This window comes from Pseudacidovorax intermedius, from assembly GCF_003350475.1.
GTDB lineage: Bacteria > Pseudomonadota > Gammaproteobacteria > Burkholderiales > Burkholderiaceae_C > Xenophilus > Xenophilus intermedius.
In genome coordinates this window covers 268,742-281,094 of sequence record NZ_QQAV01000001.1, presented here as the reverse complement: position 1 = coordinate 281,094, position 12,353 = coordinate 268,742, and the positions used below count along the sequence as shown (strand labels likewise).

Here is a 12,353-nt window from a genome sequence, read left to right as displayed (position 1 = left end):
TCACCCCTTCCGAGGTCCTCCCCGTGTTCAAGAAAGTTCTGATCGCCAACCGCGGCGAGATCGCCGTGCGTCTGGTGCGCGCCCTGCAGGACCTGGGCATCGCCAGCGTGGCCGTGCATGCGCAGGACGATGCACAGGCCCTGCATGCGCAGCTGGCCGATGTCGCCGTGCCACTGGCGGCCACCGGCCCAGCGGCCTACCTCGACATCGACGCGCTTCTGGCCATCGCCCGTGCGCAGGGCTGCGATGCGGTGCACCCCGGCTATGGCTTCCTGAGCGAGCGGGCCGACTTCGCGCAGGCCTGTGCGAAGGCCGGCTTGGTCTTCATCGGGCCGACGCCCGAGCAGCTCGCCCTGTTCGGCGACAAGGCACGCGCCCGCGCGCTGGCCCAGCAGGGCGACGTGCCGGTGATGCCGGGCAGTGCCGGCGCGGTGACCTTGCAAGAGGCCCAGGCCTTCTTCGCCGAACAGGCGAAGGACGGCGCGGGCGTGATGATCAAGGCGATCGGCGGGGGCGGCGGCCGGGGCATGCGCGCCGTGCTGCGGGCCGAAGACGTGGCCGAGGCCCATGCCCGTTGCGTCTCCGAGGCCCGCGCGGCCTTCGGTGTCGAGGGCGTGTACGTCGAGCGGCTCATGCCGCGCGCCCGCCACATTGAGATCCAGGTGCTGGGCGACGGTGAATCGGTCGCCAGCCTGGGCGAGCGCGAATGCACGCTGCAGCGCCGCTTCCAGAAGCTGGTGGAGATCGCGCCCAGCCCGACCTTGTCCGAGCCCCTGCGTGCCGCCCTCACACAGGCGGCGCTGCGCATGGCGCAGGCCGTGGGCTACCTGGGCCTGGGCACCTTCGAGTTTCTGGTGGACGACAGCTCGACCACGCTGCCCTGGGTCTTCATCGAGGCCAACCCGCGCCTGCAGGTCGAGCACACGGTGACCGAGGCCGTCACGGGGCTCGACCTGGTGCAGCTGCAACTGGCCGTGCTGGCCGGCCAGCGGCTCGGCACGCTCGGCATCGACACCGGGCGCACGGCCGCGCAGCAGGGCTACGCCATCCAGTGGCGCATCAATGCCGAGATGCTGGACGCGCAGGGCAACGCCCGCCCATCCGGCGGCCGGCTGGCGCGCTTCGATATGCCCTCGGGACCCGGCGTGCGGGTGGACACCCACGGCTATGCCGGCCTGGCGCCCTCGCCGCATTACGACACGCTGCTGGCCAAGCTGATCGTCGCCAGCCGCAGCAACGACTTTGCCGACGTGCGGCGGCGCAGCCTGCGCGCCTTGGCCGAATGCCGCATCGAGGGCATGGCCACCAATCTGTCGCTGTTGCGCGCCATCGGCGAACGGCCGGAGTTCGCGCAGCAGGACGTGCACACGCGCTTCGTCGAGGCGCACCTGGGCGAGCTGATCAAGGCGACAGAGGCGATGGTGGCGCCGGCTTCGCTCACGCCGTCGGTGGCCACAGCGCCCGCCCCGGCAACGGATGACCAGGCCGACGAGGGCTTCCTCCATATCCGTGCCCCCATGCCCGCCCGCCTGGTGCAGTTCGACGTGGCCATCGGCGACGTGGTGCCGGCCGGTGCGCAGCTGGGCGTGCTGGAGGCCATGAAGATGGAGCACCTGCTGCAGGCTGCCGAGCCCGGCCGCGTGGTCGCGCTGCTGGCCGCCGCGGGCGACTATCTCGCGGAAGGCCAAGCGCTGGTGCAGCTGGAGCCGGTCGATGCCGAGCACGCCGGCGAGGCGCAAGGCGCCGCCATCGACCCTGCGCACATCCGCCCCGACCTGCAGCGCGTCATCGACCGCCATGCGCCCACGCTGGACGCCAGCCGCCCGCAGGCCGTCGCCAAGCGCCATGCGCAGGGCGGGCGCACCGCGCGCGAGAACATCGCCGACCTCTGCGCGCTGGACGCGGACCCGGGCAACTTCATCGAATACGGCCAGCTCGCCATTGCCGCGCAGACCCGCCGCCGCAGCCTGGAGGACCTGATCGCCCACACGCCGGCCGATGGCATGGTGACGGGCATCGGCAGCGTCAATGCCGAGCTCTTCGGCGCCGAGTCCTCGCGCTGCGTGGTCATGGCCTACGACTACACCGTGCTGGCCGGCACGCAGGGCATGCGCAACCACCACAAGAAGGACCGCATGCTGGCGCTGGCGCATCAGCTCAAACTGCCGGTGGTGCTGTTCGCCGAGGGCGGCGGCGGCCGGCCGGGCGATGTGGACATGCCCATCGTCGCCGGCCTCAACAACCACACCTTCAGCCAGTACGCGGCGCTGTCAGGCGTGGTGCCGGTGGTGGGCATTGCGCATGGCCGCTGCTTCGCGGGCAACGCGGCACTCCTGGGCTGCAGCGACGTGATCATCGCCACGAAGAACAGCAATATCGGCATGAGCGGTCCCGCCATGATCGAGGGAGGTGGCCTGGGTCGCTTCGCGCCCGAGCAGATCGGACCCAGCGCGGTGCAGTCGCGCAACGGCGTGATCGACATCCTGGTGGAGGACGAGGCCGAGGCCACCGCCGCGGCGCGGCAGTACCTGTCGTACTTCCAGGGCCGCACGGCGAAGTGGGAGGCGGACGACGCGCGCCTGCTGCGCCAGGCCGTGCCCGAGAACCGGCTGCGCGTGTACGACGTGCGGGCCGTCATGCGCGGCCTGGTGGACACCGGTTCGCTCCTGGAGCTGCGCGCCGGCTTCGGTGCCGGCATGGTGACGGCGCTGGCCCGCATCGAGGGCCGGCCGGTGGGCGTGCTGGCCAACAACCCGCGCCACCTGGGCGGCGCCATCGACGTCGAAGCGGCCGACAAGGCCGCGCGCTTCATGCAGCTGTGCAACGCCCACGGCCTGCCACTGGTGGCGCTGTGCGACACGCCGGGCTTCATGGTGGGGCCGGACGTCGAGGCCCAGGCCCAGGTGCGGCATGTGTCCCGCATGTTCATGGTGGCCTCGCACCTGCGCGTGCCCTACTTCACCGTGGTGCTGCGCAAGGGCTATGGCCTGGGTGCGCAGGCCATGGCGGCAGGTGGCTTCGATGCGCCGGTGTTCACCGTCGCCTGGCCCACGGGCGAGTTCGGTGCCATGGGCCTGGAGGGCGCGGTGCGGCTGGGTTTCCGCAAGGAGCTGGAGGCGGTGTCCGAAGGTGCCGAGCGCGATGCGCTGTTCAAGGAGCTGGTCGACCGGCAGTATGCCGACGGCCAGGCCGTCAACATGGCGCAGACGCTGGAGATCGACGCCGTGATCGATCCGGCGGACACCCGCGGCTGGCTGGTGCGCGGCCTGGCCTCGGCCGGGCGCGTGCAGGAGTCGCCCAAGCCCTACGTCGACACGTGGTGAGCCCCCGCAGGCGCGGCAGGGCGCCTGCGTCTATCGTGCGCTGTCGTTGACTGCACCTTGCACGATGTCCTTCTTTCCCTGGCGCCGCGTCGGCGCCGCGCTCGTCTTTGGCCTGGCTGCGCTTGGCGTCCATGCGGCGCCCGCGTGGACCGCGGCCTGGGCCGCCGCCCCCCAGAACTTCGACGTACTGCCGCAGTTGCCCGGCGTGCCCGCGGCACCCAAGTGGATGGTGCAGGGCACCGTGCGCCAGCAGCTGACGGTGGCCCTCGATGGCAGCCAGGTGCGGGTGCGCTTCTCCAATCGTTTCGGCCAGCGGCCACTGCGCATCGCCGCCGCCACCGTGGCCCTGGGCACCGGTGGCGGCAACCTGTCGCCCGGCACGGTGCAGCCTCTTGTCATGGGCGGCCGCGCTGCCTTCGAGGTGCCGGCTGGGCAGGAGCGCTGGACGGACGGCGCGGCCCTGGCGGTGCGCGCCGGGCAGCCCTTGGTGGTGAGCTTTGCGCTGGCCGAATCCGTGCCCGCCACCGTGGTGCATCGCCTGCCGCCGGAGGGGGCCTGGCTGGCACCCGGCAACCAGACGGGCGCCGCGCAACTGAAGGACGTCCAGCGCAAGCCGTGGAACCTGTTCGTCACCGGGCTCGACGTCAAGCCGCCCACGCCGGCCAATGTCCTCGTGGCCTTCGGCGATTCGATCACCGAGGGCTCCGGCGCGGAAAGTGGGGCCGAAGCGGCCCGTTATCCGCAGCGCCTGGGTGTGCGGCTGCAGGGTGTCGCCGGGCGCACGCCCGTTTCCGTGATCAACGCCGGCATCGGCGGCAACCGCCTGCTGGCGGATTTCACCGGGCCCAGCGGCATGTCGCGATTTGATGCCGACGTCCTGCAGCAGAGCGGCGCGACGCACGTCCTGGTGCTCATCGGCATCAACGACATCGGCTTCGGCACCTTCCAGGGCAAGCTGCTGCCGGGCTTCAACCCGCCCACTGCCCAGGCGCTCATCGACGGGCTCCAGCAATTGGTCGACCGTGGCCGCGGGCGCGGCCTGAAGGTGCTGCTGGGGACGCTGCTGCCTTTCGAGGGCTCCGGCTACTGGAGTGAGGCGAACGAGGCGAAGCGCGAGGCGGTCAACCGCTGGATCCGCGGCAGGCAGGACGTGGCCGTCGTCGACTTCGACGCCGCGCTGCGCGACCCGAGCGATGCGCGCCGGCTTGCCGCGCGTTACGACAGCGGCGATCACCTGCATCCCAACGCAGCAGGCACGGCGGCCATGGCGCAGGTGGCCGACGTACCGCTGTTGCGGGAATGAGGGCCCCGCGGTTCGGCATTTGCGCCGCCCTCGGGGCGGGATACAGCTTCACACAAGCATTTGCCTTGCGCTGACGTGCCGTTGACACCCGCGGCGCACCATCGAGGCTCCAACACTTCATGAGGAAGCAACCCATGAAAAAGAGCATCACCGCCGTCGCCCTCTCCCTGGGCACCGCCACCCTTCTTTCGCTGGGCGCCATCGCCGTACCGGCCTCTGCCCAGGCCCAACCGGTCATCAATGTGCAGATCGGCCAGCCCCCGCCGCCGCCCCGCGCCGAGCGCATGCCCCCGCCGCGCCGTGGCTTCGTGTGGGCGCCTGGGCATTGGGAAGCCCGTCGCGGCCAGTACGTCTGGGCGCCGGGCCACTGGGTCAAGGCACGTCCGGGCTACGCCTACCGGGCGCCGGAGTGGCGTGAGCGCGGCGGCCGCTGGGAATACAACCGCGGCCGTTGGGACCGCGATGGCGACGGCGTGCCGAATCGCCACGACCGCCGGCCGAACAACCCGAATCGGTATTGACGACAGCCCCATGCCGCTTCGCGGCTCCCCCTCCCTGGCGCCTTCGGCTTGGAGGGGGCGCACCCGGAGGCCTGGCGAAGCCAGTTCCTCGGGTGCACTTGCATCGTCTGCTCCGCGACGTTGCGATCTATGGGTAGGGCGTCAACCCAAGAGCCGGAAGATCAGCGGCATGAGGAGCGCAGCCAGTACCACCTGCAGGCCGAGCGCCAGCCCGGCATAGGCACCCGCGTCGGCGTTCACCTGCAGCGCCCGCGCGGCGCCGATACCGTGCGCGGCGGTGCCCAGCGCAAAGCCGCGGGCGGTCCAGCCCGAGCCGGCTGCAGGCACCCGCAGCAGGTCGAACAGGTACTTGCCGGTCAGCGCACCCACCATGCCTGTCAGTACGGCAAAGACCGCGGAGAGCGCCGGCACGCCGCCGATCTTCTCGGCGATGCCCATGGCCACGGGCGCCGTCACCGACTTGGGCGCCATCGACAGCACCACATCCTTGGGCAGGCCGAACAGCCAAGCCAGCAGCACGGCCGATGCGCCCGCAGCGCCGCCGCCCAGCAGCGCGGCCAGCAGCAGGCGAGGACCGCGCGCGCGCAGCTCGGCCCGGCGTTCCCACAAGGGCCAGGCCAACGCCACCACGGCGGGGCCAAGCAGGAAGTGGATGAACTGCGCCCCCGAAAAATAGGTCGGGTACTTCACCCCGGTCGCCGTCAGCAGCAGTGCCAGCACCACCACCGACCACAGCACCGGATTGGCCCAGGGCGCGCCTTGCATGCGGCCATAGAAGGCCTGCGCCAGCAGGTAGACCACCAGCGTGGCCGTCAGGCCGAACAGCGGCGTGGCAGAGAGGTAGACCCAGAGTTCGACGAAGTGGGGCATCAGCGCTTCTCCTGTTCTGCCTTGGGCCGGGCGGCGTGTAGCACCAGTGCGGTGACCGCCAAGCCGATCCATGTGGAAAGAGCGACGACCAGCAGGATGCGCAGCCCGTAGTCCGCGAACAGCCCCAGGTGCGTCATCACGCCCACGCCCACGGGCACGAACAGCAGCGACAGATGCGACAGCAGGAACTGCGCGCACACGGCCACTGCCTCGCGGATGGCAACCACACGCAGGGCCGGCAGCAGCATCAGCAGGCCCAGCACCGGGCCGGGCAGCGGCAGGTGCAGGCCGCGGGAGATCAACTCGCCCAGCGACTGGAAGACCAGCAACCAGGCCAGGCCACGCAAGCCCTGCATCAGAAGCGCGGCAGCTCGGGATGCGGCAGGCGTCCGCCCCGCACCACCTGCTTGCCGTATTCGGCGCAGCGCGCCAGCGTCGGGATCACCTTGCCGGGGTTGAGCAGGCCGGCCGGATCGAAGGCGGCCTTCACCGCGAACATCTGCGCGTTCTCCTCGGCGGTGAACTGCACGCACATGCTGCTGAGCTTTTCCACGCCCACGCCATGCTCGCCCGAGACGGTGCCGCCCATGGCCACGCTGGTCTCCAGGATGTCGGCGCCGAAGAGCTCGCAGCGGTGCAGCTCGTCGGGGTCGTTGGCGTCGAACAGCACCAGCGGGTGCAGGTTGCCGTCGCCGGCATGGAAGACGTTGCAGCAGCGCAGGCCGTACTTCTTCTCCATCTCCGCGATGGCGAGCAGGATGTCGGCCAGGCGCTTGCGCGGGATGGTCGAGTCCAGGCACATGTAGTCGGGGCTGATGCGGCCCGAGGCGGGGAAGGCGTTCTTGCGGCCGCTCCAGAAGCGCAGCCGCTCCTCCTCGCTCTGGCTCACGGCGATGGCGGTGGCGCCGCAGCCGCGCAGCACCTCGCTCATGCGGCCGATCTCCTCATCGACCTCTTCGGGCGTGCCGTCGGATTCGCACAGCAGGATGGCCGCGGCCGTGAGGTCGTAGCCGGCCTGCACGAAGTCCTCGACGGCGGCGGTCATGGGCTTGTCCATCATCTCCAGCCCCGCGGGGATGATGCCGGCGGCGATCACCGCCGCGACCGCGTCGCCGGCCTTCTGCACGTCGTCGAAGCTGGCCATGATGCAGCGTGCGAGCTGCGGCTTGGGCACCAACTTGACGGTGACTTCGAGCGTCACGGCCAGCATGCCTTCGCTGCCGACGATCAGCGGCAGCAGGTCGAGGCCCGGCGCGTCCAGCGCCTCGCCGCCGAATTCCACCTGCTCTCCATCGGCCAGGAAGCCGCGCACCCGCAGCACGTTGTGCAGCGTCAGGCCGTACTTGAGGCAGTGCACGCCGCCGGAGTTCTCGGCCACGTTGCCGCCGATGGTGCAGGCGATCTGGCTGGAGGGGTCGGGCGCGTAGTACAGGCCGTAGGGTGCAGCGGCCTCGCTGATGGCCAGGTTGCGCACGCCGCACTGCACGGTGGCGGTGCGGGCCACCGGGTCCACCTTCAGGATCTCGTTGAAGCGGGCCAGCGACAGCGTCACGCCTTCGGCATGCGGCATGGCGCCGCCCGAGAGGCCGGTGCCCGCGCCCCGCGCCACCACCGGCACGCCCAGGCCGTGGCAGGTGCGCAGCACGGCCTGCACCTGGGCCTCGTTCTCGGGCAGGGCCACCACCAGCGGGCGCTGGCGGTAGGCGGTGAGGCCGTCGCATTCGTAGGGCGTGGTGTCCTCGTCGTGCCACAGCAGGGCATGCGCGGGCAGCAGGGCGCCCAGGGCCCGCACCACCTGGGCCTGTCGTTCTGCGCGCTGGAAGTTCGAGTGCTGGGCGGGGGTGGCGGGGGCGTTCATGGCGGTCGCGGTGGTGGCTAGCGGAAGATCACCGTGCGGTGGCCGTTGAGCAGCACGCGGTGCTCGCTGTGCCACTTGACGGCGCGGGCCAGCACCAGGCTCTCGGTGTCGCGGCCGCGGGCCGTGAGGTCCTCGACGGTGTCGGTGTGGTCGGCGCGGGCCACGTCCTGCTCGATGATGGGGCCTTCGTCCAGGTCGGCCGTCACATAGTGGGCGGTGGCGCCGATCAGCTTCACGCCGCGGTCGTGGGCCTGGTAGTAGGGCTTGGCGCCCTTGAAGCTGGGCAGGAAGCTGTGGTGGATGTTGATGGCCCGACCGGCCAGCTTGCCGCACATCTCGTTCGACAGGATCTGCATGTAGCGCGCCAGCACCACCAGGTCGGCGCCCTCGGCCTCGATGATCTCCAGCTGCTTGGCCTCGGCCTGGGCCTTGGTGGCGGCGGTCACCGGGATGTGGTGGAAGGGCACGTTGTAGCTGGCGGCCAGCTGGTAGAAGTCGCGGTGGTTGCTGATGATGGCGCGGATGTCCACCGGCAGCAGGCCGCTCTTCCAGCGGAACAGCAGGTCGTTGAGGCAGTGGCCTTCCTTGCTGACCAGCAGCACGGTCTTCATCGGCTGCTGGGCGGCGTGCAGCTTCCAGGCCATGCCGAAGCCGTCGGCCAGCGAGGCCAGCTGGCTGCGCAGCTCGGCCTCGGGCACGCCCTCGCAGGCGAAGCGCACGCGCATGAAGAACAGGCCCGTGCCATGGTCGTTGTACTGGGCGGCCTCTTCGATATTGCCGCCCCGCTCCATCAGGAAGCCCGAGACGGCATGCACGATGCCGCGGCGGTCCGGGCAGGAAAGGGTCAGGATGTACGCGCTCATGAGGGGGCGGATTGTCGCAGCGCCGGCAGCGGGGCGTCGGCGGGCGCAGCGGCGCGGTCGGCGGGGCTCAGAGCTCGCCCGGCGGCATCGCGGCCAGCGCGGCCCGGCAGTTGCGGGCGATGAGTTCCTGCCGCTGGCGCGGCATGCGCTCCAGCGTGGAGGCGACGCTGATGCCCGCCACCGCCTCGCCGCGCGCGTTGCGCACCGCCATGCCCACGGCCAGCACGTTGCGCGTGGCATGGTTGCCGATGACCGACCAGCCGCGCTCGCGCGTGGCCCGCACCAGGATCCGCAGCCGCTCGGGCGTCATGCCGCCGTAGCGCGGCAGCTGCGCGGCGTTGGCGGCGATCACCTCATCCACCTGCGCATCGGGCAGGGCGGCCAGCAGGGCCAGCCCGGCCGCGCCCACGCCCAGCGGCTGGCGCGTGCCCACCTGGATCACCAGCACCTGCACCGGGTGCGTGCCCACCTGTCGCGCGATGCAGTGCGAGGCCGCGCCCTCGCGCACGATGGCGAAGGCCGCATCGCCGCAGGCGCGGCTCACGCGTTCGAGCACCGGCTGCAGCTGCACCGCCATGTTGGGCTGCCGGGCCGCAGGCTGCAGCGCGCCCCAGCGTGGGCCCGGCACGTAGAGGAAGCGGCCGCGTTGCGCCACATGGCCGCCTTCCTTGAGCGTGGCCAGCAGCCGGTAGACCGGCGCCCGCTCCAGGCCGGTGGCGCGGCACAGGTCGACCACGCGCAGGCCCTCGGGCCGGGCCATCACGGCGTCCAGGATCTGCAGTCCGCGGCGCAGGGTGCGGCTGCCGGGGTCTTCCGTGGCCTCGGCCAGATCGTCCGGCTGCCGGACATTTTCGTTCGTGTTTCGGGAGGCCATCTCCAAGAATCCGCCCATCCAAAAGCCTGCAGTGTGCCGCGCATCGCGCGCTGCGCCGACGGGCTCTGGCATTCGAACATCACGGAGACACCGACCATGCCTGCATCCTCACCCCGTCCCTCGCCCTGGCCCGGCCTGCGCCCGCAGCGCGCCGGCCGCCGCCTGTTCACCTTGGCCGCCCTGGCCGGCGCCGTGGTGCTCGGCAGCGCGACGGCGCCAGCCGCCGCCCAGCCGGAGGCCTGGCCGACCAAGCCGATCCGGCTCGTCGTCGGCTATGCCGCTGGCGGCGCCACCGACGTGGTGGCGCGCCTGGTGGCGGTGAAGATGGGCGAACAGCTGGGCCAGCCCATGCTGGTGGACAACCGGGCCGGTGCCAACAGCAACCTGGGCGCCGAGATCGTGGCCCGCGCCGCGCCGGACGGCTACACGCTCTACGTCTACACCATCGCCAACACCATCAACGCCTCGCTCTATCCCAGGCTGGGCTACGACCCGGTGAAGGACTTCGAGCTGGCGGGCCTGATGGCCAAGATCCCCAACATCCTGGTGGTCAATCCCAAGCTGCCGATCCGCTCGGTGGCCGATTACGTGCGCTACGCCAAGTCCTCGAAGGAGGGCCTCACCTTCGCCTCGTCCGGTGCCGGCTCGTCCATCCACCTGTCGGGCGAGATGTTCAAGATGCAGTCGGGCCTCAACATGCTGCATGTGCCCTACAAGGGCAGCGCGCCGGCCATCACCGACCTGATGGGCGGCCAGGTCGACTCGATGTTCGACAACGCGCCCTCGTCGCTGCCGCATGTGCAGGCCGGCAAGCTGCGCGCCATCGCAGTCACCAGCGCCCAGCGCCTGCCGCAGCTGCCCGACGTGCCCACGCTGGCCGAGGCGGGCTACGCCGGCTTCGACGTGCAGTCCTGGTTCGCCCTGGCCGCGCCGGCCGGCACGCCGCGGCTGGTGATCGACCGGCTCAATGCCGCCCTGGCCAAGGTGCTGGCTGCGCCCGACGTGCGCCAGCGGCTGCAGGACCTGGCGGCCACGCCGGCCGGCGGCACGCCGGAGCAGGCGCGCGCCTTCGCCGCGGCCGAGATCCAGCGCTGGCGCGAGGTCGTCAAGGCCTCGGGCGCCAGCGCCCAGTAAGCGCAGGCGCGGCGCGCGCACCCCGCCGCCGCGCCCTGCATCACGCCCGACCGGGCCGCTTTCCTTCCTGACCATGTACCCCATCGACTTCTTCTGGCGGGCCGCCCAGCGCTGGCCCGCGCGCATCGCCATCGATGCGCCCGAGGGCCTCGTGCGCTACGACGCGCTCGCTGCCCGTGTCGCCGCCCTGGCCGCCGGCCTGATGGCCCTGGATCCGGCGTCCCAGAGCCGCGTCGGCCTCTGCGCGGCCAACAGCACGGACCACATCGTTGCGCTGCTGGCGGTATTGGCCTGCGGCAAGGTGTGGGTGCCGCTCAATCCCAAGAGCACGCGGCCGGAGATCCGGCGCATCGTGGACGCGACCAAGCCCTCCATCCTGGTGCTGGACGCGGCCCATGCCGACCTGCTGGACGGCGCGCCGGGTGCTCGCGTGCTGACGGGCGGTGCGGTGCCACCCGCCAGCGCCACCACGCTGCAGGCCCTGGAACAGGCCCATGCCGGCGCGCTGCCGCCGCGCCTGACGTTGCCGGCCGACGCCACGCAGGCCATCAAGTTCACCGGCGGCACCACCGGCCTGCCCAAGGGCGTGATGCAGCCCTACCGCGCGTGGATGGCCACCATCGCCAACCAGATCCATGCCTGGGGCTTCGACGAGCACGAACGCTACGTGGTGGCCGCGCCCATCACCCATGGCACCTCGACCTACCTGCTGCCCATCCTGGCGCAGGGCGGCTGCCATGTGCTGCTGGCGGGCGCGGGCGCCGAGGCGGTGCGCACCGCCTTCCGCGAGCGCGGCGGCACCGTCTGCTTCATGCCGCCCACGCTCGTCTACATGCTGATGGCGCTGCCGGATGCAAGCCGCGACGACTTTCCCCAGCTGCGCCGCCTGATCTATGGCGGGGCGCCGATGCCGCCCGAGAAGATCCGCCAGGTGCGCGACTTCTTCGGCCCGGTGCTGGGCACCACCTACGGCCAGACCGAGGCGCCCCAGATCCTCACCGTGATGCGGCCCGAGGACTTCGACGACCCGCGCAACTGGCCCGCCGTCGGTCGCACCACCTGGTTCAGCGACGTGGCCATCATGGCGCCCGACGGCCGCCTGCTGCCGCCCGGCGAGGTGGGCGAGGTGGTGGCCCGCGGCGACCTGCTGATGACCGGCTACTGGCGCCTGCCCGAGAAGACTGACGAGACGCTGGTGGACGGCTGGCTGCACACAGGCGACCGCGGCCTGATCGACGAGCGCGGCTACCTCTTCCTGAAGGACCGGCTCAAGGACATGGTCATCACCGGCGGCTTCAACGTCTACCCGGTGGACGTGGAGAACGCCCTGGGCCAGCACCCTGCCGTGCACGAATGCGCCGTGTTCGGCCTGCCCGACGACAAGTGGGGCGAGACGGTGCAGGCCGCGGTGCAGCTGCGCCCCGGCGCCGACGTGGGCGAGGCCGAGCTGATCGCCTTCGTGCGCGAGCGCCTGGGGCCGGTGCAGACGCCCAAGCGCATCCACTTCCACGCCAGCCTGCCGCGCTCGCCGGTGGGCAAGGTGCTCAAGACTGCCGTGCGCGACGCCGCCCTGGCCGCCACCGCCTGACCCTCGAACGGAGACACCG

At 71.4% G+C, this 12,353-nt stretch carries 10 protein-coding genes; 5 read left to right on the top strand and 5 right to left on the bottom strand.

Annotated features, from left to right (window positions below):
- The first annotated feature begins 23 nt into the window (after window positions 1-23).
- The 3 genes from DFR41_RS01310 to DFR41_RS01300 all read left to right on the top strand — a co-directional run bounded on the left by DFR41_RS01310 (window position 24) and on the right by DFR41_RS01300 (window position 5,147).
- On the top strand, window positions 24-3,323 hold the full coding sequence (locus tag DFR41_RS01310) for a carboxyl transferase domain-containing protein (protein WP_114801420.1): 3,300 nt from the start codon (window positions 24-26) through the stop codon (window positions 3,321-3,323).
- Window positions 3,324-3,387: 64 nt separating this feature from the next.
- Window positions 3,388-4,626, top strand: coding sequence for an SGNH/GDSL hydrolase family protein (locus DFR41_RS01305; protein WP_114801419.1), 1,239 nt, complete (start codon window positions 3,388-3,390; stop codon window positions 4,624-4,626).
- A 134-nt stretch (window positions 4,627-4,760) separates the two neighbouring features.
- Window positions 4,761-5,147, top strand: coding sequence for a YXWGXW repeat-containing protein (locus tag DFR41_RS01300; protein WP_017757069.1), 387 nt, complete (start codon window positions 4,761-4,763; stop codon window positions 5,145-5,147).
- Window positions 5,148-5,288: 141 nt separating this feature from the next.
- On the opposite strand, the gene DFR41_RS01295 is transcribed toward DFR41_RS01300, so the two are convergent.
- The 5 genes from DFR41_RS01295 to DFR41_RS01275 all read right to left on the bottom strand — a co-directional run bounded on the left by DFR41_RS01295 (window position 5,289) and on the right by DFR41_RS01275 (window position 9,612).
- Window positions 5,289-6,017 carry an LrgB family protein gene (locus tag DFR41_RS01295; RefSeq protein WP_114801418.1) on the bottom strand — a complete coding sequence of 243 codons (729 nt, stop codon included), beginning with the start codon at window positions 6,015-6,017 and terminating at the stop codon, window positions 5,289-5,291.
- Window positions 6,017-6,373, bottom strand: a complete 357-nt coding sequence (locus DFR41_RS01290) for a CidA/LrgA family protein (protein ID WP_114801417.1) — start codon at window positions 6,371-6,373, stop codon at window positions 6,017-6,019. Before DFR41_RS01290 ends, DFR41_RS01295 begins: the two co-directional genes overlap by 1 nt.
- Window positions 6,373-7,875, bottom strand: a complete 1,503-nt coding sequence (locus DFR41_RS01285) for an FAD-linked oxidase C-terminal domain-containing protein (RefSeq protein WP_114801416.1) — start codon at window positions 7,873-7,875, stop codon at window positions 6,373-6,375. The genes DFR41_RS01290 and DFR41_RS01285 overlap by 1 nt, the downstream gene beginning before the upstream one ends.
- Before the next feature lie 17 nt (window positions 7,876-7,892).
- Entirely contained in the window at window positions 7,893-8,738 is an 846-nt protein-coding gene (gene purU / locus DFR41_RS01280; protein ID WP_114801415.1) for a formyltetrahydrofolate deformylase, read from the bottom strand.
- 67 nt (window positions 8,739-8,805) lie between these two features.
- On the bottom strand, window positions 8,806-9,612 hold the full coding sequence (locus tag DFR41_RS01275; protein ID WP_114802138.1) for an IclR family transcriptional regulator: 807 nt from the start codon (window positions 9,610-9,612) through the stop codon (window positions 8,806-8,808).
- A gap of 96 nt (window positions 9,613-9,708) precedes the next feature.
- On the opposite strand from DFR41_RS01275, the gene DFR41_RS01270 reads away from it, so the two are divergent.
- Both DFR41_RS01270 and DFR41_RS01265 read left to right on the top strand, forming a co-directional pair.
- Entirely contained in the window at window positions 9,709-10,746 is a 1,038-nt protein-coding gene (locus tag DFR41_RS01270) for a Bug family tripartite tricarboxylate transporter substrate binding protein (RefSeq protein ID WP_114802137.1), read from the top strand.
- A 73-nt stretch (window positions 10,747-10,819) separates the two neighbouring features.
- Entirely contained in the window at window positions 10,820-12,334 is a 1,515-nt protein-coding gene (locus DFR41_RS01265) for a class I adenylate-forming enzyme family protein (protein WP_114801414.1), read from the top strand.
- Window positions 12,335-12,353: the final 19 nt, after the last annotated feature.